Source organism: Streptomyces sp. NPDC001002, from assembly GCF_053599215.1.
The window spans coordinates 46,882-70,877 of the sequence record NZ_JBSFLV010000020.1 but is presented as its reverse complement, the minus strand read 5'-3'; the positions used below and the strand labels follow the sequence as shown (position 1 = coordinate 70,877).

The 23,996-nt window shown below is 71.2% G+C and carries 8 protein-coding genes; 3 read left to right on the top strand and 5 right to left on the bottom strand.

The genetic code is table 11. The features are described from left to right. Window positions 1-90: 90 nt before the first annotated feature. From ACWDR3_RS12310 to ACWDR3_RS12300, 3 genes are all read right to left on the bottom strand, one after another. The gene (locus ACWDR3_RS12310) at window positions 91-9,759 is read right to left on the bottom strand and encodes a Tc toxin subunit A-related protein (RefSeq protein ID WP_450352412.1); all 9,669 of its coding nucleotides are present in this window, start codon (window positions 9,757-9,759) and stop codon (window positions 91-93) included. A gap of 151 nt (window positions 9,760-9,910) precedes the next feature. Then, a complete protein-coding gene (locus ACWDR3_RS12305) occupies window positions 9,911-17,134 on the bottom strand; it encodes a SpvB/TcaC N-terminal domain-containing protein (RefSeq protein WP_450352411.1) in 7,224 nt (2,407 codons plus the stop codon). Between the two features lie 68 nt (window positions 17,135-17,202). Then, window positions 17,203-18,036, bottom strand: a complete 834-nt coding sequence (locus ACWDR3_RS12300; RefSeq protein WP_450352410.1) for an IclR family transcriptional regulator — start codon at window positions 18,034-18,036, stop codon at window positions 17,203-17,205. A 326-nt stretch (window positions 18,037-18,362) separates the two neighbouring features. Here ACWDR3_RS12300 and ACWDR3_RS12295 point away from each other — a divergent pair, with 326 nt between their 5' ends. After that, complete coding sequence (locus tag ACWDR3_RS12295; protein ID WP_450352409.1) at window positions 18,363-20,342, top strand: protein kinase domain-containing protein; 1,980 nt, start codon at window positions 18,363-18,365, stop codon at window positions 20,340-20,342. 12 nt (window positions 20,343-20,354) lie between these two features. On the opposite strand, the gene ACWDR3_RS12290 is transcribed toward ACWDR3_RS12295, so the two are convergent. Together ACWDR3_RS12290 and ACWDR3_RS12285 are read right to left on the bottom strand one after the other, a co-directional pair. Then, window positions 20,355-21,008, bottom strand: coding sequence for a response regulator (locus ACWDR3_RS12290; protein WP_401722243.1), 654 nt, complete (start codon window positions 21,006-21,008; stop codon window positions 20,355-20,357). After that, window positions 21,008-21,961, bottom strand: coding sequence for a sensor histidine kinase (locus ACWDR3_RS12285; protein ID WP_450352408.1), 954 nt, complete (start codon window positions 21,959-21,961; stop codon window positions 21,008-21,010). Before ACWDR3_RS12285 ends, ACWDR3_RS12290 begins: the two co-directional genes overlap by 1 nt. Window positions 21,962-22,178: 217 nt before the next feature. On the opposite strand from ACWDR3_RS12285, the gene ACWDR3_RS12280 reads away from it, so the two are divergent. Continuing rightward, a complete protein-coding gene (locus ACWDR3_RS12280) occupies window positions 22,179-22,664 on the top strand; it encodes a cation:proton antiporter regulatory subunit (protein WP_450352407.1) in 486 nt (161 codons plus the stop codon). Between the two features lie 4 nt (window positions 22,665-22,668). Continuing rightward, complete coding sequence (locus ACWDR3_RS12275) at window positions 22,669-23,880, top strand: cation:proton antiporter (protein ID WP_450352406.1); 1,212 nt, start codon at window positions 22,669-22,671, stop codon at window positions 23,878-23,880. Window positions 23,881-23,996: the final 116 nt, after the last annotated feature.

Genomic DNA, 23,996 nt, shown 5'->3' with positions numbered 1-23,996 from the left:
GCCGTCGGCCGCCGACCGCGGGCCCGACACCGGGTACTGCCACCCCCGGCGTCCCAACCGGCGTAGTACCCGGCGCCGTAGAAGAGGTCGTCACGCCTCGTTCACCTTCTCCACGGAGTAGTTCCAGACGAGCAGCATGTCCGCCACCGCGTCCGGGTTCAGCCGGCCGTCCTTGAGCAACTCGGGTGCGAGCGCGGCGATTTGAGCCGCCGGAATGGTGATCACCCAGTCCTGGCCGGTCTCCGTCACCTTCCCGGCGATGTTGTCGAAGCCGGCGTGCGGCTGTCCGCCGAGCCCGGGATCGGCCACGAGAGTGCCGTCCGCGTGCGGGGTGCCGCCCGGGCCCGTGAGGGTGACGGTCAGCCGGCCGCCACCGGGGTAGGCGGACACGTACCGCTTGCTGTTGTCGGCCACGAGGTCGGCCGACAGCACCAGTACCAGCTCCGGCGAGGCGAGCTTGATCGTCTCGTCGCGGAAGAGGTACGGAAAGCGGGTCCGCGAGATGGTGAACGTGAGCGCCGCAGGGGTGCCCGGCGCGGTGGCCAGGAAGCGGCTCCACTGGTCGGGGAACTCTCGGCGCGCGCTGAACGTGCGGTGCAGGCCCTTGCCACCGCCCGCGTGCAGCCAGCCGTTGACGGCCGACCGCAGTTCGCTCACCGCCGCCGTGCCCAGCGTGTTGCCGCCGTCGCGGGCGGTGTAGCGCACGTGCAGCACCACATCACTGATCGTCTCGTAGTCGAACTGCCGGAACTCGTCCGGCAGCGACAGCTGCCATTCGCCGATCGCGCCCGCGCCCTCGAACGGCAGGAACCGCTCGTCGCGCAGGTTCGTCTCGAACAGGCCGGAGTCCTCCTGTCCGGTGCTGGTCACGATCGACTCGATCGGCCCGGTGAAGTCGCGGAACCGGGTGTCGGACGCGCTGCGGGCGTACTTGCCGTTGTTGAGCCGGGACTCCACCCGGACCGTGCTGCTGAGCAGCGTCGCGGTCAGGTTCACTCCGCTGTACGGGCCCGACACGCTGGGGACCGTGATGCTGACCGACTTGATGCGCCGCATGTAGTGGCCGGGGGTGTCCAGGTCGAACAGCGCCTCGGGCAGCGAGATGTACGCCCGTCCGGTCTCCTTCAGACCGAGCAGCGCCTCGGGGTCGAACTGCGCCAGTGAGATCCGCTTCGACAGCTCGAACTCCCGGGCGTTGCCTTCGTAGTAGGCGGCGTCCAGCCGGTTCAGGTCGGCGGCCAGCCGCTCCCCCGACAACAGCCCCTTGTGCAGGCTGTCCCAGTAGCCGAACTGGATGAAGTTCGAGTCACCCAGGCCCAGTTCGTGGCGGTAGGCGCGTTCGGCGCGCTTGGCCACGTCGTAGGCGAGCTGGTAGGCCTGGAAGTAGACGGTCGACAGCCGGCCGACCATCCAGTCGTAGAGCTCCTGGTTGGTGTACTTGGAGTAGAGGAAGGCGCCGTCGGACTGGGCGTTGGTGATCTGGAGCTTCTGGTTGTCCAGTTCGTTCTGCGCGATGTCCTTGCGCACCTGGGCCGCGGTCAGTTGGGTGTCGTACTGGGAGACCTCCAGTACCGCCTGGTGCCGCTGGAAGTCCCAGTCGTCCCACCGGTGGTCGTAGCCGCCGAGGGTCGCGGACTGCTGGGCCTTCATGGTGTCGGCCGCCAGGAACGCCTGGATGCTGTTGGCCATGCCGGACAGCGAGGCGCTGAGGTTGGAGCCGCCGAAGCTGGCGCCCACCGTCATCGGCGAGCCGATCTTGATCTCGGGGAACACCGACAGACCCGCCGACGCGGTGTGCACACCCGCCGCGACCGTCTGGTAGGTCACCGCCGACTTGTTGAGGTCGCTGGCCGTGACCTCCTTGTCGTTCAGCCGGTTCTGCGTCTTGAGCTTGTAGTAACGCTCCTTGTCCTGCGCGATGGCCTGGGAGTCCTTGATCGCCTTGTAGGAGTCCTCGGCCTCTGTCTTCTGCTTCTTCTTCACGTCCAACGCAGCGTTGAGCAGCGACAGTTCGTGCGTGGAGCGCAGCCGGGCCAGCTCCTCGCCGTCCCGCTTCTCCAGTGCGGACAGGAGTGCGGCGCCGAAGGACTTGACCTCGTTCGTGAACTCCTTGGCCTTGGCGATCATCGGGCCGAACCGGTAGTGCGGCAGCGGCGCGCTCATGTCGTCCAGCACGGTGGCCAGATCCACGCCCGCGGACGTCGCCTTGACCAGGATGGACGGGTCGATGACGGCGCCGAACAGCGCGGTCTGGCGGACCACTCCGTCGATGTTCTGACCGTTGCGGATCTTGAACAGCCGGTCGTCCACGGTGTCCCAGTAGGACAGCAGCTTCTCGTTGCGGGGGATGCCGAAGTAGTCGAGCCACCGGATGCCGAGACCGGGGGCGAGGGAGGGCGCGGCGCTGGAGACGGCGGCCGGCTGAAGGCTCTCGGCGACGACGTGGGCCGGGTCGGTCACGGGAGCCGCCGCGACGCCCGCCGTCCCACCCCCCGACAGCGGCGAGGAGGTCATCTTCCGGTACGTCATCGGCTCGGCGGCCGGCACCTGCGGCACCTCGTCCGGGCGGCGCCCGAGCAACTCCGACGCCAGGATGTACAACTGGGTCGCCTGGTTGACCGACTCCAGCGTGTCCTGCCGGAAGAGCTGGTCACCCCAGGCGATCAGGTTGTCCAGGTACTTCATGACCACGGCTTTCTGGTACGCGGTCGTCCGCATCCGGGCCACCACGTCCGGCTGGAACGGGTCCGCCAGCCAGGCGTCGACCTCGGCGGACTCCACCGATCCGCCGGCCGCCACCCTCTTGAGGATCTCCTCGATGCGCTGCTGCTGGTAGCCGTTGGGATCGTCCGGGTCGGTGGAGGTCAGATAGAACGGCTTGGTCCGCCAGAACCGGCCCGGTGCCCCGCCGCCGTGCCGGTCCGTGGGATCGAAGATCCGGTGGAACCAGGTCTGCGCGGCCTTGAACTGCTGGTCGGTGGAGAGCCGTTCGGCCAGGTACAGCGGGGCGTGGAAGAACAGCTCCCAGTTGTAGCCCGCGTACGGCGCCGAGGACTCGAAGGCGAACGGCTCCTCGGGGTAGGGAAGTTGCACGAGGTCGCCGGGTGCATAGCGATCGGCGAAGGACTGATAGACGCCCTGCGCCTCGGGGTTGAGCTGAAGGTCCCGGTCGAAGATCGAGTCGAGACCGAGGCCGTCGAGCCGCGTCTTCAGAAGCTCGACGTGCGGGTGGTAGTTGGGGATGAACTCGTAGTGCCAGATCCGCGCCTCCGGGTCCTCGATGTCCCGCGTCCGCATCACGTAGGTCCGCTCGCTGTCGGCGAACATCAGCAGGTAGTCGGTGGGGAGCATGATCGTCTGGTGGTCCCGGACCACCCGGAACGGCAGGGAGGTCGGGGTCTTCTCCAGGAGCAGCCAGGTCGACGGAGCGGTCGACGCATCGGCGCTGTCGTAGAAGAAGCTCTCGTACGGCGCGTACAACTGGTTGCGCACCTGTTTGCCGCTCTGGTCCTCCACCCAGTCGTTGTTGACGGTGTTGGCTCCGGGCGGTGCACTGGTGAGCCCGTATCGGCCCTCTCCGAAGATCATGCCGATCGGGTCGTCGGGGGTTCCGCTCTTCCGCCGGCCCACCTCGGCGATGGCCCATTCCAGCTGATCGGTGACGAGCGTGCCACGACGCTTGCTGAGCCTGAACCGGCCCCAGACCCAACTGAACGACGCGATGGCGCCGGGGGCCGAGCTCTTCACCTTCAAGCTCCGGTTGTAGTGCGCCCAGATCACCGGTTCGTGACTGTAGTAGTCCACGTCCGGGCGGAACATGTACGCCTGGGTGTTCTCGGAACTGAAGGCGACGACGGCGTGGTCGTCGGTGTAGGAGGCATAGGAGTCGGGCAGCACGATGTTCGTGTCGAGGGTCTCGCCGGAGATCCGCTTGGGCGTCCACGCGCCGTTTCGGTACTCGCTCCAGTTGAGCTGGATCCGCCAGTGCTTCGGGGCCGGCTTCACGTCGTTGGCCGTGTTGGTGCCGTCCGGCAGCGCATGGATGACCTGTGGGTCCGCGTCCGGGATGAAGGTGGGCCAGAACAGGTAGAGCCGCTTGTTCCACATCCCCATGGTCATCGAGTCGCCGTTGATGTCCAGGTTGACCTTCTGCCACGGCGTCCAGTAGAGCCGGTTCACCCAGGTGCGGTAGTAGTGCGCCTTGGGGTCGGACTCGCTGCGGGCAAGGACATGCACGGTCTCGCCGGAGTAGTCGCCGACGGCGCTGTTCGGCGCCTTGTCGTTGTACAGCCCGCTGGGCTGCAACCGGGCCACCTCGTCCAGTCCGTCGAGGTAGTTGGCCAGGGCTTCCTGGACGTTGTCGTCGGTGAGGTCCTTCTGCGTCAGCTCGGTCTCCAGGTCTCTGAAGATCGGTGACTTGTCCGCGCGCAGGTCGGGCTCGAAGTAGTTCTCCGGGTACAGGAAGATCTTCTGGTTGGCCGCCCAGAGCTGGTACTGCTTCATCCACTCCCACTGCGCCCACAGCTCGTCGTCACCGTAGGTCGAGACGCTCTCCAGGTGCATGAGCTGGCGCTGCACGAACAGTTGGACGGTGTAGACGGCCTGGGCGACCCGGGTGGTGAGCTGTCCGGAGCTCATCTCGACGTCGATCAGGAAGTAGTCGTGCAGACCGTCGGAGTCGGTCCAGTGCGGCACGGGATCCTGGGCGGCGGCCGCGGGCGCCAGCGACTCGCCGCCGCTGGACGGCACATAGGTCAACGGATTCGCCATCAGATACGACACCAGCGCCGCCCGCCGGCTGTTGCGGACGAGGTCCTGGAGCGGCCCGGCCACCTTCAGCCAGTCGGCGTTGGAGTGCAGCGCCTTGGCCGCGCCCCAGGCCGCCTGTCCGGCCTCCGGCGTGGGCTCGGGGGTGAGCCACAGCGTGGCGCGGGCGCCGGAGACGCCGAGCCTGCCGAGCAGGCGGTAGCCCCGGATGAGGGCCAGCAGGGCGGCGGGCCTGGCCAGTTGGGCGGCGGCGGTGAGTTGGCGGCTCGCCGCGACGGCCGCCAGGTCGGCGGTGTCCCAGGCGGCGTACGAGCCGAAGACGCCGAGTACGTCCGCCACGGCGGCGCCGGTGGTCAGCGCGCGGCCGACCGCGGCCTGGACGGTGGGCATGCCGCCGGGAGTCGCGTCGCGGACCGAGATCAGTTCGGTCAGGGCGCGCAGGGCCGGGAAGCCGGCCGCGACCGGTACCCGGGTGGACGGCAGTGCGTTGATGTCCAGCCAGCCGCCGGCGGAGTCGAAGGCGACGACGAAGGCGATCTGGTCCGAGGTCAGCCGCAGCCGGTTGACCACCAGCGCCACCCGGTGGATCCGGGCCAGCCGGTCGAACTGCGTGCCGAACGCGGCCCGGCCGACGGTCACCGCCGTGTCGCTGCCGGCGAACTCCGGCAGCAGGAAGTCCTCGACGACCGGCTTCCCCGCCGGGTTGAGCAGCGCGCCCGCGATCAACTCCTGGGCGGCGGCCGGGTCCAGGGCCGCGGCCTGGCCGAGCTGCTGGACGACAGCGGTCACGCTGAGGGTGCGCCGCAGATACGGGTTGAGCCGGCCGAGCGCGAGGTGGAAGCGGTCGGCGGGGGTGACGCCCGGGGCGAACAGCGGCGTGAGGTCGTCCGCCGTGAGGAAGGCGTTGCCCGGCTGGGCCGGTGCCTCCTGAGCCGTGCCCAGGGCGGTCACCGCGTCGGCCACGTGCGAGTCGGCGCCGGGCGCGGTGGACAGCGACGTCAGCTCGGCGGCGGTCAGGTACGTGCGGGAGCGCAGCGCCCGTGCGGTGGCGTCGTAGAACACCTTGCCCGACAGGGCCGCCGGGATCTGGTAGCCGGGCGGCAGCACGGTCAACGGGCCGCTGAACACGGGCGGGCGCAAGCACTTCATCCGGCCGGTCACGAAGGTCCGGGGAGCCTGGTAGAGAGCTTCGACGGCCGTGCGGTACGCGGTGTCGGTCGGCGCGGACAGGTCGAGCAACTGCTGCTTCTGGGTGTCGTCCATCGGGCCGGTGAACAGCAGCCGGCCCTCGCCGGGCTGGTCGCCGCCCTGGTAGCGGACCGGGAGGGTCAGCGGCAGCGACACCGCGGTGGGCAGCGCGGCCAGCGGGGTGCTGTACACGGTGGAGCCCAGCAGGGTGGAGACCGCCTCCTGCACCAGGGCGCTGTCCCAGCCGAGCAGGGAGAGCTGCTTGCCGGTCAGGGTGCCCTTGTCGTCGGTGTCGGTGGCGGTCTGCCGGAAGACGGTCTGGAGCGCGGCCCGCAGTGCGGTGAGGGTGGTGGCGAGCGCCGCGTCGTCGGGCACCGGGCCGCCGGTGGCCGGGTAGGTCGCGGTCAGGACCGCGTCGATGTCCGGCACGGTGAAGCCGGCCGCCAGCACGGGACCGATGAGGTCCAGGAAGGCGGTCACCGAGGCCAGCAGTGTCTCCAGGGCGATGCCCGCCGCTCCTGGGATGATCGGGGGCCCGTCGCCGGTTCCCCCGCCGGCCGGACCGGACAGGTCCCCGGCGGCCGGCTCGTTGTGCGGTGGCGGGGCTGCGGAGTCGGCCGGCAGCGACATGACCTGACCGCTGCCGAGCTCCGAGGAGCGCGTCAAGGAGGACGCGGTCGTCGGGGCGAGCGCCGCCCAGGCGGCGCCGGTGGGGCTGATCCTGGCCAGCCGGAGCAGGTCGGGGATGCTCAGGTCGAGGGCCCTGGCGAGCGTGACGACGGCGTGCAGGATCGTCAGGTTGGCGCGGTTCAGTGTCTTGCCCGCGACGGCCGCGTCCGGGCCGCCGACCATCGCGGTCAACTCGGCGTCGGAGACCTGGAGTACGGCCAGCAGCGCCGCCGACACCGCCGGGGAGTCCAGGCTGCCGGTGACCGCGAGCTCCGTGCGGTCGGCGTTCAGCGCGAACGGGCTGGCCTGGCCGGGCGGCGTGCTGACCACGGAGGCGTCCAGGAACAGCCGGTCGTACAGCGGCAGTTGCTCGTCGGCGGCCGGGTGGACGTAGGTGTCCAGCGGCCGGACCAGCGAAAGCACCTGCTCCACAGGGATGTTCAGCCGGTCCGCGAGGGTGCGGGCCGCCGCGATCGAGCGCAGGGCCGCCGCGTCCAGGAGCCCGGAGCCGTCCGCGGCCTGGATCAGCCGGTCCAGTTCGGCGGCGGTGCCACCGACCGCGCGCAGCAGTCGCACGAAGCGGTGCAGACGGTCCAGGGCGGCGGTGCTCAGACCCTGGAGTGTCATCTTCGTGGTGTCGTACGGCAGTTCCGCGTCCGCCAGGATCGTCAGCGTCCGGCCGGGGTTGACGAACCGGGTGCCGAGCAGGTCCGTCAGCTCGCCGTAGCCCAGGCCCGCGGTGTCCAGCAGGGTGCGGACGTTGGACAGCCGGGTCGCCAGGTCGAGGTCGCTGGTGGTGACGGGACGACCGTAGAACTCGGCGAGACTGCGGCTCGGGGTGAGCGCCTCGCCGGCGATGATCCGCCGGGCGTTGAAGGACAGGCCCAGGTTCTCGGCGGTGCGCAGCGCGCTGCTCCGGTCGGCGTCGAGCGTGCCGGTGCCCAGCGTGTCCAGCAGAGTGCGGCGGTTCACCCCGAGGTGGTCGAGGAAGGTGACGGTCTGCTCCCGCCACAGGTCGAACGGCAGGTCCCAGGGGAAGACGGCCGCCCGCAGCTTGTCGTACGCTGCCGCGTTCACGAACTGCGGCTGGATGCGCAGCTCGTCGCCGCTGCCGCTGCTCTGGCGTTCGGCGGCCGGCACCTCGGTGTCCGGCGCGACGGCCGATTCCAGCAGCTCGTTGACCAGGTCGATGTAGGGGACGGAGAGCTCGGTGTTCTCCTTGGTGATCTCCAGGTCCCACAGGTCGGGGCGGCGCGCGTAGAGGGCGAGCGCGAGGTAGCCGTCCTCGGTGGGGCTGCGCGGGACGCTCGGGTCGTCCGGCTGGTCCGGGACCGGCATCCGGCCGTGGCCGAGCCGGCGCAGGTAGTACAACAGGTCCACCAGGTAGGCGCCTTGGCCGTAGACGGAGCGGTACTCCTCGACGACTGCGTAGTCGGCCGAGCCGAACAGGTCTTCCCAGTCGGGGACTTGGACGAGGCTCGCGGTGGCGTCGGCAGAGGTCTCGGCAGAACCAGGGGCCGTGCCATCGGCAGCGGTCGCGGCGCCGGTGCCCGGCAGCCACGGCACCGGCACCTGTGTGGCCGTCCGCATCTCCGCGAGCAGGTTCACGGCGGCGGCGTGCACCTGAGTGGCGCGCCCGTGCACCTGCCTGGCGGTGACGGCGTCGAGGCTGCCCTCGACGTTCCGGGCGAAGCTGTCGGCACCGATCGAGGCGATGTCGTACGACGAGGTGTAGCCCTTGGCCCGCAGCGCCTGCATCGCGTCGTAGGTCTGTGCCACCTTGAACGTCCGCTGGATGGCGCCCAGTTCGGCGCGCGCAGCGGGGTCGGGCACGGCACTGGCCGTCACCGGGGTGGTGATCAGGTCGAAGTCCGGGTTGGCGGCGAGGAATCCGGTGGCGGGTGCCTCGGCGTGCTCGGGGTCCGAGGCGAGCTTGTAGGCGATGTGCGGGGTGGGGTACGCCTTCGCTACCCGGGTGCGGATCTTCTCGACGTACGCGGAGAGGTCGTCGGCGGAGGCGGCAGCGGTGGCCGTGACAGTGGCGCCAGTGGCGGGGTCGGCCGTGGGCGAGGTAGCCCGGGCACGCGGCGCGGTCCTGGGTGCGCCGCCGGTCTCGGTGACCAACTGCTCCCAGGCGCCGTCCAGTTTGACCAGATCACGGGGCTCGGTCAGCTCATCGCTGTCGAACCGCGCGAGCACGCTCCGCACCAGCGGCGCGTTGTTGTCGGTGAGCGAGCCCACGTGCAGCGCCAGGCTGAGGCGGTCGTCGTGGGCCCGGTCCGCGACGAAGGCGGCCGACCGGGCCGACCGGCCCTCGTCCAGGTACGTGTTGTACAGCCGCTCGCGGTCTGCGGGGTCGGCCACGGCAACGCCGAAGACGGCGGCCAGCGGGGACCGCGGTGCGGCCGAGGCGCCGTTGGCGGACGCGGTGGCGGACGGGACGGCCGTACCGTCGGGGGCGAGCCCGAGGTCGACCGCGCGGACCGCCTTCAGGATCGCGTCGGCGCCCTCGGCGGAGGCGATCGTGCCCACGTCGGCCGCCTTGGCCAGCGCGGCGGACACCTGCTCGGTGGTCCGGTGCGCCAGCCTCGGGATGTCGGCGGGCAGATCCTGTGACAGCAGGCCGTAGAAGGCCTCCGCACTCCGGCCGGTGACCTGGGCGAGGCGGGTCGCGGCGGCGAGATCGCCGATCTGCCGGGGGAGCCGGGCGGTGGCCACGGCGAGATTGGTCAGGTCGTCGTGGGTGTCGTCCTGGACCAGGTCGGTCAGGGCGGTGCCGGCGAGCAGCGGGGTGACCTCGGCGAGGAGTCGGGCGTAGTCGCTCGGCCCTTGGACCTCGGCCAGCGTCAAGTCGACGCCCTCCAGGGGGCCGGAGACCGGGCGTACGACCTGGACCGGGTCCTGCCCCTCCGCGTCCGCCTCCACCACGAAGGCCGTGGTACCGGCCGGGATGACGAACTCCAACTGATAGGCGCCGGACGCGTCGGTGGCGACCTGCCCCAACGGCGCCGCCGAGCGCAGTTTCCTCGCGGTCACGGACACGGTCACCGCGACGGCGGGGGCGCCGTCCGCATGGGTCACCCGGCCGCTGACAACTCCCGTACGTGCGATGGCTTCAGTGGCCTCGCTGGTCATGGTCCCACCCGTTCTTGTTGCGCCTGAGTCTTTGAAGGCCGGTGAGCGGAGGTGTGGCAGCTCATGGGCCGTTGCGCGCGCCTGCGGGGCGTCGTGACACCGCCACGTTCTCGCAGGACTGACGATCAGTCAGATAAGTTGGCCGGCTGGATCAGTTGAAGAGCCGGGTCATGAAAGCCCGGAACGGCTTGTTGGTGTGGATGAGCGGAATCGCGATGTGATCGACGACGGCCTGTACGCCCATGTCGATCCCGGCCACGACGTTGCCGATCCCGGGGACCGCCGCGATGCTGTCGATACCGGCCTGCAAGTAGTCCTTGTTCTTCAGGTCGGACGCCACGGCGGCCACCGACAGGGCGGTGCCGATCCCGGGTACGAGCTTTCCGGCGAACTTGCTCTCCTTGGCCACCGCCTTGAGTACGGGTGCCGCCTCGTGCGAGGCCGCGGTCACCGACTTCAGCTGGGGCATCACCGCGTGCGAGGCCTCCCCGAGGAACGATTTCACCCCGGTCGCCTCCTTCTTGAGAGCGGTCAGCATCTTCGTGGTGCTCGCACCGGCCTGTTCGCCCTTCTTGGCCAGTTGGGGCAGCGCCTCCTGGGTCGCCTTGTCGATCGCCTCGACGACCTTCTCCCGGGGCGCGGCCGACGCGCCGAACGGATTCTGGGCGCGTTTCGAGTCGTAGGCCTTCAGGAAGGCGCGCTTGGACTTGTCCGCGAATTCCGCCATACCCATCGCCCCGGACTTCACCGCCTTGATCAGGCGCTTGTCGATGACCGTCTTCATCGTGGCGATATCCCGCTCGATGACGATCGTGGTCGCTTCCTTGTATTTCCAGGCTTTGTTGAAAACCTTGACCGCCGCGCCCGCCAGCGGGTGTTCGGCCTCGGTGAGCCGCACGCCCTTGCGCCAGTTCCGCCAGACCGTCGACCAGCCCGCACGTCCCTGTTGGTTGTACGGCTTGATGTCGCCCACCTGGGCTGCCTGCTTGGTGAACTCCTTGATCTGCACCGCCTTGCCCCGGTAGGCGTCCGCCATCTTCGACACGATGTCCTTCTCGCTGCGGCCGTCCGGGTCGGTGAAGCGCAGCGGATTGAACGCACCGTAGGCGTAGGGGTTTCCGCTGCTGCTCGGCTGCACCGGGTCGGTACTGGTCCATCGGCCGAGCCAGGCCGCGTAGTAGCGGGCTCCGTGGTAGTAGAACCCCGTCTCGGCGTCGTTCTCCTTGCCGCTGAACCGGTAGCGCTTGAGGCTGACCTGCGCGGCACCCTTCGCGGAGCGGAAGGACGTGGTGCCGTACGGGTGGTACTCCTCGTACGACATGACGCCCGATGTGTCGTCCAACTCGACGGTGGTGCTGCCGAGTTGGTCGGCGAGCTGATAGCGCGCCACCGGCAACGGCTCGGCGACGGTGGCGCCGTCGTCGATCGTCGTGGTGTCCAGGACGGCGACCCGGTGCGTGCCGTCGATGACATGCGAGGTGTCCCGGTCGGTTACGGTCCTGCCTGCGACTGTCTTCCGGTAGTGCTCGAACTGGCCGACGTAGACACGGGTTTCGACGGTGCCACCGCTGGTGACCGTGGCACGCACCCGGGCGCCCTGGGAGTCGTACTGGTAGGACGCGGTGCCACCGCCGCCGAGGGCCGCGGTGACCAGACGGTCGTCGGCGTCCCAGTCGAGCCGGGAGAGGTGCGGCATCGAGGTCATGTTGCCGACCGGGTCGTAGGTGTAGGCCGCCGAGAACACCCCGTCCGCGTCGCCGGGCACCGAGGTGGCCAGCAGGCGGTTGCCATCGGCCGCCGTGGAGTACCGCCGGGTCCAACTCCCGTCGCTGCCCGCCGAATGCACGACCCGCTCGATATTGCCTGCCGCGTCGTAGTGGTAGGTCTCGGTGTAGCGCCGCATCGCCGTCGCGTCGTTGACGTGCGGCACCTGGTACAGCGTCGGGCCGTCGGGCCCCGGCTGGCCTGGGCTGTTCTGGCCGATGTGCTCACGGCCGGCCGCCGTCGCCAGCCGGTAGGTCGGTTCGTAGCCGTACACGCGGGAGGCGGGCACCACCGCGTTGGCGAAGAACAAGGTGTCCTGTGCCGCGTCGTCGGCCACGACGACGTTACCCACCGGGTCGTAGGTGTAGTGCAGCAGTTGCAGCCGCTCACCGCCCGCGCCTCTGGCGTCCACGACGGACAGCCGGAAGGTGTCCGGCTCGTAGGTGTAGGCAGTGCGGGCACCGCAGCCCAGCGCGATCAGGGTGCGCTGGCCGCGTGCGTTGTAGTCGAGGTCGGTCACCATCGGCGTCCAGTCGGCCGCGCCTGCCTCGCGCACCTCCACGCGCTCCAGCAGATTGGCCTCGTTGTACGTGTTCCGGGTGACGCTGCCGTCGGGCGCGGTGACCTGGACGGGGCGGTTGAGGGCGTCGTAGGAGGCTGTGGTCCGGTACGGCGTGGCCTCCAGCCGAGGGGCGGCGGCCGTCAGAGCGCTCGCGAGGTCTGCGATCTCCGCCAGCGGAGACCAGTCCGGCTCGGTCCCCGCATCGGTGGCCAGTTGCCGCTCCTCCGAGACGGTGTTGCCCTGCAGATCCACGTCCAGGGTCCGCAGCAGCCCCGCACCGTCGAAGACCGCGCAGGGGCGGTTGCGCAGGTTGTGCGCCTGCCCGTCGCTCTGCGACTCCCCGTAGAAATGCAGCACCCGCAGGCGTTCCGCGGCCCCGGCCGGCGTGGCGTAGGCGTGTGTCGGGCGCCGCAGCGCGTCGTACCGCCAGCGGGTGGCCGTGCCCCGGCCGTCCCAGCCGAGCACCAGCTTCTCCGCGACGTCCAGCAGTTGCCACCGCTCGCCGGAGTCGCTTCCGCGGGAGTACGCCTGATGGCCGAGCATGTCGTAGCGCCGCTCCAGCACCAGTAGTCCGCGCGGATCGGTGGTGGTCAGCTCATGGCCCTGTACGTCGCGCCCGGTGACGGTCTCGAACAGCACCCCGGCACCGTTGTCCCGTACGGTCGCGTGCGGTCGGCCGAGGGTGTCGAACCGGGTCCGGGACGGGGTGGCCGCGTGTGGCGCGGTGGCGTTGGCGGCCGTGTACCTCGGGTCGTCGGTCGGCAGAGCGATCCGCTGTGCGTACCAATCGCTCTCCAGCACGGTGTCGTTGCCGTCCCACTCCTGTTCCTCCCACGCGTCGAACCGCACGGTCGCGAAGGTGCCGTCCGGGTTGTCGGTGCGGATCAGCCGGTTCAGCGGGTCGTAGTACAGCACCGAGGTCACCCCGCGCAGCACCAGCTCCGCCTCCGTGTCGAAGGTCTCGTCGGGCGCGAAATAGGGCTCGTACTGCTTGATCGGGTTGCCCTTGTTGTTGTGGACGGTCCGGCCGGTGCCGACCCAGCGCGACGCCGCCTGGTTGCCCGCCGGTTCAGCCTGCGCCTTTGTCAGCACCGCGCGGCCGGTGCCGTCGACGTACGTCCAACTCTCCTGCCACCGGGGGTTGGCCGCGCCGTGCCGCTCCCGGGAAGAGGTGCGGAAGGACACGGGGATCCGGTCGAAGTGGTACGTCACGGACGAGGTCGGGTCGTCGGAGTCCGATACCTCGGCGGAGTCCAGGTCGAGTACATCGCCGTCGCCGTTCTTGCCGATGACCGCGGTGGCGACGACCCGACCGACCTCGTCGAACCGCACCCCGCTCCGCAGACCGTTGGCGTCGGTCATCAACCATGCCGCCAGCAGCCGGTAGTTCAGTTCGACCTCGACGGTGTTGCCCCCGGGATCCGCCACCCGCACCGGCCGCAACCAATGAACGTCGTACCCGGTCGTCCACACACTGCCGAACGGGTCGACGGTCTCGACCGGCAGATAGAAGTGCTCCGGGTCGGGCACCTGCCGTCCCGACGGCACCCACCAGCCTCCGTCGCGCGCCACATAACCCGCCGCGGCCAGCGCCGCGTCGTCCACCCGGTCGCCGAACAGCGCGGCGATGTGGCCTGGGGCGTAGGCCTGTTGGAGGCCGCGCCAGGGCAGCGCTCGCAACCCCACGGAGCCGAGCGGGAGTTCGGCGGACAGGTCGTCGCTGTAGTACGTCTGGAGGTTCCGGGCGATCAGTCGCCGTTGCGGCCCTCCGGACAGCGCATCCTGGTAGGGCACTTCAGGAGCAGCCGCCGCCCTCGTCAGTGCGGCACGCACCTCGGTCTCGGTGAACACGCCCTGCGCGGTATCGGCGGGCTGCGGCGCGCCGCCGATCTCGTAGTCGCGGTGCTCCACCGGCAGTCCCACCCGCCAACGGCCGGTCTCCCCGATGTCGTTCACGACGTCCTGCTCGCCCGAGGTGATGTGCAGCCGCAGCTGCTCGGGGTCGGTGGCCGCGCGGCGCGGGTAGGAGACGTGCGCCGAGCGCAGCACGTTGCCCCAGTCGTCCACGTCGAGTTGCAGTTGGTGCTCGATCCGCGGGTCGGCCGGATCGCCCTCCGTGTGCACGGTCAGTGTCTCGGCGGGGGTGGCGAACAGCACGGCGTACGAACCCCATCCGCGCGGCTGCGTCACGTGGAGCGTGTAGCTGTGCTCCGTGACGCTGTACGGACTCCCCCAACTCCCGTCCGCCATCGGCTCGGTATGGATCTCCTCGCGCAGCGTGTGCCCCCGCAACGCCCGCACGGCCTCCCGCTCCTCCGCCGCACTGAGCCCCGCGGGCAACACCGTGTCCGGCAGCAGCGGCCCGACCCCCGCATCCGTGCCCGCGCCCCAGTACTCCGTCTCGAACTGCCTTGACACCCGCCCCAGTTCGCCGTACCACCCGGTGTGCTGCCACCGCCGCACCACCGCAGTCGGCTGGCGCAGCGGGTCGGTCGGGCCGACGGCGGACAGGTCGTCGCGGTCCTCGACGTAGCCGAAGCCGCGGAACTCCCGTTCCACGCCGTCGTAGTGGCCGTGCCGGTAGCGGTGCGTCGTCGCGAGGGTGGTGCCGGCGACGGTGTCCTCGGCGCGGGTCTCGGCGACGACCATGACGGGGAACGGCAGGGTGGTGAACCAGGGCTGCCCGGCGGCCTTGTCAGCCAGGTAGAAGGCGGTCGAGGACGCATACCGCGTGCTGGTGCGCAGCCCCATCCCGTTGTCCATCGCCGTCATCAGATGCGGCTTGCCCGCGGCCATCAGGTCCAGGTAGCGCAGCTGCGGTTCGCCGTCGGGGCGCGGCTCGGCGACCACCAGGCAGGCGGTGCCCCTGCCGAGCACGTCGGCCACGGAGACGGAACCGGAGGTCTGGTCGGACGGCAGGAAGGCGTCGATCGGCTCGGGCGAACTCCAGGCGTTGCCGGACTCGTTGAACCAGACCCGGCAGCCGTCCGGACCGACGTACAGCAGGTCGGCGGGGCCGCTGCCGTCCACGTCGGACAGGTGCACACGGCGCTGGTCGAAGCGGTCCGGGTGGTCGAACGCCGGTGCGCCAGCCATCGACACCTTCGGGCCGAAGACGCCGTGCCCCAGGCTCGGCCAGTAGGCGATCTCGCCGTTGCCGATCCGCACCAGGTCGGTCAGGCCGTCCCCGGTCATGTCGGCGAGGTAGACGCTCTGCGCGGCGTCGGCGAAGACCAGCAACGGCCCCCGTTCCTCGGTGAGTTCGGCGGCCACCACCGTGCTGTCGCCGAAGCCGTCAGGGCCGCGCGAGGGGTGCCAGCGAAAGCCCTCGGAGGTGGTCAGCAGCACGTCGCTGAGCCCGTCGCCGGTGAGGTCGACGAAGCGCAGGGCGGGATCGTTCCACGGCAGGTCGGGCAGGGCGTCGAAGGGCGTGAACGCACCCCAGCCCAGGTCGTCCTGGCGCCGGTGGAAGCCGGGTGTTGCGGTGGCCAGCGCGGTCAGCGCGGGGCGGCCCTCACCGGCGAGGTCCATCAACTGCCAGCCACGGGACAGCGAGGCGCCGGAGGGCAGCGGGTCGACCGGGCGCGGGGCGCCGAGCAGTCCGCCGCCGAGGTTGGGCCGGTAGTACCAGGTGCCGCCCTGCTCGGCCAGCAGCCCGGGGATGCCCTCGCCGTCGAGGTCGGTCCACCGGTGGCCGCCGGTCAACTGCGGCACGCTGTCGCCGAGTTCGGCGGTCAGCGGACCCGGCGCGGCGGAGACGACACGAGCTGAGTAGGTGAAGGTGAGGGCGGGATTGTCCAGTTGGCGGTAGCCGGAGCCGTCCCGTACGTAGCCCCGCTCTCGCAGCGCGGTCAGCTTGGTGGCCACCGGGTCGGGCTGGTGGTCGAGCACGGTGGCCCGCACCGGTACCGGATCCGGGCCGAGTTCGGGGAAGTGATGGAACATCAGAATCCGGCGGCACAGCCGGTAGGTGCGGATGTCGAAGCCGGCCCGGCGGTTGGAGAACACGTCCTGACGGACCGGCCACGGCCGGATCTCGTCGGGGGCCGGGCTCTCCGGGTCGTGCTCGCCGTAGTCCAGCACCACCTCGAAGGCGAAGTCGTCGGCCACACCGGGCCGCGCGTTGCCGTACCGCACCCGCTTGAGATAGCGGTTCGCCGAACCGGTCCCGGCCCGGTTGCGCTCCTGCGGAAGCGTGTCGTCGACGCCGGAGCGGTCCTCCTGCTTGTACGTGTACGCCGTGATGTTGCCGAGGTCGTCGGCGACCTCCTCCAGCAGCCAGCGGAACACCCGGCGCCGCCCCGAGGTGTCCGCCGGGTCGGTGATCCGCGCGGCGGGGCTGCGGCCGTAGACGCTGGTGACGTTCTCCTTGGAGGTCACCCGCCAGTGCGTGTCACCCGAGACACGGTCGCGCCAGCGCTCGATCCGCGACCACAGCCCCTCGGTACGGGGCCGGTAGGCGGTGATGTCGTACGTCCCCTCCGTGCGCGCGGCCGGGAACACCGCCGGCACCAGGTCCTCGGCGCCGCTGAGCTGGAAGACGTCCGCGCCCTCGGAGTCGTACGGGCCCCCCGGTCCTTCGGCGCCGGCCGGTCCGTACGCGCCGAAGCCGTCGTCGAGATAGCGCGGCACGCCCTTGTCGGTACGGCGGGAGATGGACGGTACGTCCAGCGACCAGCCGAGTCCGAACGGGCCGTTGCCCGCTCCGGAGTCGTACGCCAGTTGGAGCGAGGGGCCGAAGCCGCCGCGGCCCTCGGTCAGGGCGAGGGGGACGGAGACGGAGGCGGTGCCGGTCACCGGGTTGGCGGCGAACTTCTCGCCCATGCCGCGGAGGGCGCCGCCCGCCTTCGGCAGCGAGAGCGAGGGCGCGTCCCGGGTGGGTGCGCCGGCTCCGGCCTGGGTGGCTGCGCCCGTCCCGACCTGGGTGGATGCACCGGCACCGGCCTGGGTGTCCCGGCCTCGCCCGCCGTCGACCCCGGAGCCACTGACAACGTTGTTCTCCACCACGGCTTCCCCGAACTCCCCGTCGACCCGCCCGTTTCCGTCCACGGTCGCGAGTGGTTCATGGGGCTGTCGAGCAGGATTCCGCCCAGTGGGACTGCGTTACCTCGTTGGGGTTAACTTGCCGAATCGGCCTTGACGTTGGGCCGATATGCCGCACCCTTCAGCGTCGCACCCGGCAGTTGCCGCACAGGGTCGCCCGGTACGGGCGCAGGGGGAACGGCCGGCGGGCCGCCGTGCGGGTGCGGGGTGCGGCGCAGGGTGTCACCGATCGCGGCGGCGGCGCGGCCCAGCACGGCCGCCACCCGCTCCGGCTCCCGCCCGGCCGGCATGATCGCGGCGAGCGACGCGACGACCTCGCCGTGCGGACCGAACAGCGGAACGGCCGCACAGACCACGCCAGTCACCAGTTCCTCGCGGTCGAAGGCGACCCCGCGCTCGCGGATCTCCGTCATCGACCGCCGCCAGGATCTCCGCAACGGGTCCGGCAGGGAGTCGGGGGGCGGCACTTCCGGCGCACAGGCCATCAGCACCCGGCCCGCGGCGGCCGAGACCGGCCAGGTCGCGCCGGGCCGCATGGGAGCCAGCTCGGCGATCTCGCCCTGCACACCGGCCACGGCCATCGTGCGGCCCTCGGCCATCACGCAGATCGCCACGGTCGCGCCGGTGGCCTCCGCCACCCGCCGCACCGTCCCGTTCGCCGCCGCCAGCAGGCCGGGATAGGGCTGCCAGTCCCGTCCCATACGGAAGATCCGGGGACCCACGCGGTACGCGCCCCGGGAACGCTCGACGGCACCGAGGGCGGTGAGTTGCTCAAGCAACCGGTACGCACTGCTCCTCGGCAGGCCACTGAGCGACGCGAGCTCGGCAAGCCCCGCCTCTCCCACCTCTTCGAGGGCGCCCAGCAGGGCGAACGCCCCTTCCAGCACCCCCCGTCCGGTGTTGCTCATGCCCCGTCCTCCGTCTCGCTGCGGCTCCCGCTCCCACCCCACGGAATCATGCGTCGATAAACGCCCGATAATCACGGCTGTCCCAGGTCAAATACGGTGCACCACCGGCTGGTATGCATCGGTGCCCGGCACGGGACCGGATCCCTCGAAGTGCCCGCGCAGAACGGCGCACTTGCCATCCGCACATTCGCGCGCCTGTCGCCAGGGCAGTCGGGCCCCGGCAGCACAGCCCCCGATCCCGAGCCCGCGGCCGGAAGCGACCCCCGGTCCCACAGCGGCCCGTGATGCAATGGGCGGCCACAGAGTGGTCTCGGGGCGGAGTGAGGGTGTTGGGCAACGGTGGGGGCGGTCCGCGGCCGCTGGAGGACGGCGATCCGCAGGTCGTGGGCGGTTATCGGCTGACGGCACGGCTCGGGTCCGGTGGCATGGGGCGGGTCTACCTGTCGCACACGCCGGGCGGACGGGCCGTCGCGGTCAAGGTGATCCGGCCGGAGCTGGCCGAGAACCCCGAGTTCCGCAGGCGGTTCCGGGCCGAGGTGGCGGCGGCCGGCCGTGTGCACGGCCTCTACACGGCCCCGGTCGTGGACAGCGACACCGAGGGACCCGTGCCGTGGTGCGCGACCGCGTACGTACCGGGCCCCTCCCTCGAAGACGCCGTGCGCGAGCACGGTCCGCTGCCCGTCGACACCGTGCTGCGGCTGATCGCCGGCGTCGCGGAGGCGCTGCAGGCCGTGCACCGCGAGGGCATCGTGCACCGCGACCTCAAGCCGTCCAACGTCCTGCTCGCCGCCGACGGCCCCCGCGTCATCGACTTCGGCATCGCACGCGCCGCGGACGCCACCTCGGTGACCCAGAGCGGCACGGCCCTCGGCACGGTCGCCTACATGGCGCCGGAGCAGGTGCTCGGCGCGGAGGCCACCTCCTCGGCCGACGTGTTCGCGCTGGGCCAGACCGCGGTCTTCGCGGCGACGGGCGGCGCCGCCTTCGGCACCGGCGACCCGCACGCAGTGCTGTACCGGGTTGTGCACGAGGAACCCGACCTCACCCAAGTACCGGACGGGATACGGGACTTGGTGGCCGCCTGCCTGCGCAAGCCCGCCGCCGAACGCCCCTCCGTCGAGGAGGTCATCCGTACCGTCCAGACCCTCCAGACCCAGCGCGGCGACGAGGCCCACCACGCGTCCGGCGCCTGGCTGCCCGGCGAACTGGCCGCGGGCATAGCGGCCCGCACCGAGGACGCGGCCCGCGCACCTCGGACGGGCTCGACGCCGGGAACGCCGGGCACGCCCCACGCCACCGACGCGACACCCGAGACCTACGGCCCCGCGGCACCGACGCCCACACCCGCCGGCTACGGCCCGCCGCCCCCTCCCGGCGCCTTCGGCCCCCCGATCCCCACGCCGTACGGCCCGTCCACCCCGGCCACCGCCTCACCCGCCTACTCCCCCGCGCCCTCCGCCCTCCCCGACCCCGTCCTCCTGGGCCAGGCCCCACCCGCCTGGCAGCAGCCCCAGGCCCCCGCCCACGCCAACCCCCAGGACCCGTCCACCGCACACACCTCCTCGGTCGACACGGGCCGCACGAACGACCCGGACGGCAAGAAGCGCGGCAAGCGCACCTGGATCCTGGCGGCGGCCGCCGTGGCCCTCGTCGCCTCCGGAGCCGGCGCGGCCCTCCTGCTCGCCCCAGGCGACAAGGCCGAAGGCCACACCCAGGACGTGGCCGCGTCCCGGTCGGCCACGCCCACCGAAGCCTCGTCACCGCGCTCCCCGTCCCCCTCGCCCTCCCCCTCCACGCCGAAGAAGCCGAAGGCCGCCAAGTCGGCGGTACCGCCCAGCCCTTCGGGCCCCCCGACACCCACGCGGAGCGCGGTCCAGCCCACCCCGACCACCGCGTCCAGCGGGCCCGCGGCGCCGACGGCACCAACCCCGGTGACGTACACCGGAATCCAGATGACCAAGAGCCACGACATCTACCTGGCGGACAGCCCGGTGCGGTCCAAGGCGGACACCGGGACCTCCGACGAGGACCTGACCTACGCCGTCTACTCCTCCGGCGCGGTCCTGGCCCCCGGCACCGACTCGGGCAGTTCCCTGGCGCTGCTGCCGGCGGGTCGATCGGGCGGCCTGGACGCGTGCAAGGCGGCGACGGGCTACAAGAGTTACATCTGGGTGAAGGACCTGACGGTCGGTCAGCAGATGTGTGTGATCAGCGGTACGGGACACGTGGGCCTGGTGACCTACCGCGGCTCCTCGGGGACGACGTACGCCGTCCTGGACGTGAAGGTCTGGCGCAACGCGGCCTAGAACCCTGCGACTTCAGGGATCGATCAGCCCGACTCGGATCGCGTAACGCGTGAGTTCCAATCGGTCCCGCAGCCCCAACTTCTGCAGCAGGTTGGCGCGATGGCGTTCGACCGTCTTCGTGCTGATGAAGAGGAGTTCGCCGATCTCCTTGGAGGTGTGGCCCTCGGCGACGAGTTTGAGGATCTCCTCCTCGCGCTCGGTGACGGCCCGCGTGGGCAGGTCGTCGCCGCGGTGAAGGCGGTCGACATAGGAGCGGACGAGGGCCCGTTCGGCGCCCGGGTAGACGAAGGGTTCGTCTCGGACGGCCGCCCGGCAGGCCGCGACCAGGTCGCGGTCGGCGACGGACTTGAGGACATACCCGCTGGCCCCGGCCTTGAGCGCCTCGAAGAAGTACTGCTCGTTGTCGTACATCGTGAGGATCAGGATCCGCAGGTCGGGCAGCCGGCGGGACAGCTCGCGGGCCGCCTGGAGCCCGGTCATGCGGGGCATGGCGATGTCGAGGACCGCGAGGTCGATGTCACCGGCCCGGGCCCGCTCGACCGCCTCGGCACCGTCACCGGCCTCGGCGACCACCGTCAGATCCGGCTCGCCGTCGAGGATGAGCCGCACACCCTGCCGTACGAGCGCGTGGTCGTCGGCGAGCAGCACGCGCGCGGGGAGTGCCATCAGCGGCCTCCCTCGGCGACGGCGACAGGGATGAGCAGGCGTACGTCCGTGCCCTTCCCGGGAGCGGGCGCGAGCGAGAACCGAGCGCCGATCAGCAGCGCCCGCTCCCGCATCCCGCTGATGCCGGCGCCGTCCACCGCCGTACCGATGCCTTTGCCGTTGTCCCGTACGAGGAGTTCGAGGCCGTCGGCGACGGGTCGGAGGCGGACCTCGGCGCGGTCGGCGGACGCGTGCCGTGCGGTGTTGGTGAGCCCTTCCTGGGCCACACGGTAGACCACGAGCTCCGACTCCTCGGTCAGCGGCGGCAGTTCGCCGGATACGTCATGGCGCACGGTGAGTCCGTGGGTGGTGAACTCGGCGGCGAGCGACCGCAGCGCGCTGGACAGCCCGAGCTCCTCCAGCACCCCGGGCCGCAGCCGCCGGGCGATACGCCGGATCTCGTCGAGCCCCGCCCGCGTGGCCTCCTGAGCCTGCTCCACGTCCTGCCTCAATCCCTCCGGAGCCCGGTCGGCGACCCGCTTCAGTTGCAGCAGCACGGCGGTCAGCGTCTGTCCGACCTCGTCGTGCAGCTCGCGGGCGATCCGGTGCCGTTCCCGCTCCTGAGCGGACAGCGCCCGCCCCGCCCCCGCGGCCCGCTCGCCCTCAAGACGGTCGAGCATCGTGTTGTACGTCCGGATCAGCTCGGCCGTCTCCGCGGGACCGGCGACGACCGCCCGGGCGCCGGGCCGCAGCAGATCGGCGGTGGCCATGGCGCTCCCCAGCCGGCGCAGCGGGGCGAGTCCGAGGCGCAGCACGATCGCGTTGCCGACCAGCAGCAGGGCGAGGCCCACGACGACGACCAGCGCCTCGGCGGGCGCGACCGGGGTCGACACGGTGACGGGCCCCAGCAACAGGGCGGCGGCGAGCACCAGCCCGGCCGCGTTGAACGAGAAGATCCGCCAGAACAAGGACACGGTGCTCCCTCTCCCCGCCCTTCTCCTGGTGTCCGACCCCGAAGCGACCAGCCTCTCCCGAGCCGCCGGGCCGCGTATATCCGTGACGTCACCCATGTCGCCACGGTACGGCGGAGTGACAGCATGCGAGGGGGCCGCATGATCACCGCCGATCAAGCCACTGCCCGCTCATCACCCACCTGCTGATTCACACAACTGCCGATTCAAGGGGAGAAACGTGTCTGCGCCACGCCTGAGGGCGACGCCTCTGCCGGGCATCGGAGTCCAGTACGACCTGGTCACGCGCGACCAGCGCCATCTGTCCGTGGTCGCGCACCGCGACGGCGCCCGCACGGTGAACGTCTACCGGACCGACGACCCCGACTCCTGCGCCCACTCGCTGCGCCTGACCGGCTCCGAGGCGGGCGCGCTGATCGACGCGCTGAAGCCGTCCCATCACAGCGCGAGCCTGCTCTACACCTCCGACCTGGGCCTGGTCGCCGAGCGGATCGAGATCCGGGCGACCTCGTACTGGAACGGACGCGTGCTGGGCGACACCAAGATGCGTACCGCCACGGGCGCCTCGATCGTGGCCGCGCTGCGCCGGGCGGAGGCCATCCCTTCCCCGACGCCGGACTTCCGGCTGGCGGGCGGTGACATCCTGATCGTCGTCGGCACCCGCGAAGGCGTCGACGCCGCCGCGGCGATACTCGGGCGGGAGTGAACCGGTGCACTCCGCGGTCCTGCTGATCGAGTTCGGCTCCATCCTCCTGGCCCTGGGCCTGCTGGGCCGGTTCGCCGGGCGTTTCCGGCTCTCCCCCATCCCGCTCTATCTCCTCGCCGGCCTGGCCTTCGGCGAGGGCGGCCTGCTCCCGCTCGGGGCGAGCGAGGAGTTCGTGGCCACGGGCGCCGAGATCGGCGTCATCCTCCTGCTCCTGATGCTCGGCCTGGAGTACTCGGCCGGCGACCTGGTCACCAACCTCAAGTCGCACTACCCCGCGGGGCTGGTCGACGGCGCGCTCAACGCCCTGCCCGGCGCCGCCGCGGCCCTCCTGCTGGGCTGGGGCCCGGTGGCGGCGGTCGTCCTGGCGGGCGTCACCTGGATCTCGTCGTCCGGTGTCATCGCGAAGGTCCTGGGCGACCTGGGCCGCGTGGGCAACCGCGAGACGCCGGTCATCCTCAGCGTCCTGGTCCTGGAGGACCTGGCGATGGCGGTGTACCTGCCGATAGTGACCGCCCTGGTGGCAGGCGCCGGCCTGATGGCGGGCAGCCTCACCCTCGCGATCGCCCTGGGCGCGGCGGGCCTGGTCCTGTTCGTCGCGGTCCGCTACGGCCGGGTCATCTCCCGCTTCGTCTCCAGCGACGACCCGGAGAAGCTGCTGCTCGTGGTCCTCGGCCTGACGATCCTCGTAGCGGGCGTGGCTCAACAACTCCAGGTCTCGGCGGCAGTCGGCGCGTTCCTGGTCGGCATAGCCCTGTCCGGCGAAGTGGCGGAAGGGGCCCACACCCTCCTCAGCCCCCTGCGCGACCTCTTCGCGGCCGTCTTCTTCGTCTTCTTCGGTCTGCACACGGACCCGGCGAGCATCCCGCCGGTCCTGCTCCCCGCCCTGGCCCTGGCCCTGGTCACCGCGGCGACGAAGATCGCCACCGGCTACTGGGCGGCCCGCCGGGCGGGCATCTCGGTGAAGGGCCGCTGGCGCGCGGGCGGCGCGTTGGTGGCCCGCGGCGAGTTCTCCATCGTCATCGCGGGCCTGGCGGTCACCGCCGGGATCGAACCGTCCCTGGGCCCCCTGGCCACGGCATACGTCCTGATCCTGGTCGTCGTCGGCCCCCTCACGGCGCGCTACACGGAACCCCTGGCCCGCTACTTCACGGACCGCGCGGCAGCCCACAGGCGCACGGCCGAGCCGGTGGAGGCGGAGGTGTCGGTGGGCGACTGACCGAGGCGCCCTGGGGCTGGTGGCCCACCGCGCTCAGGGGAGAGGTGGCCCACGTCACATCACCAGGTGGCCGGAGTGCGGAATTCCGGTGGGACCGCACTGGCATGCTCATGCAC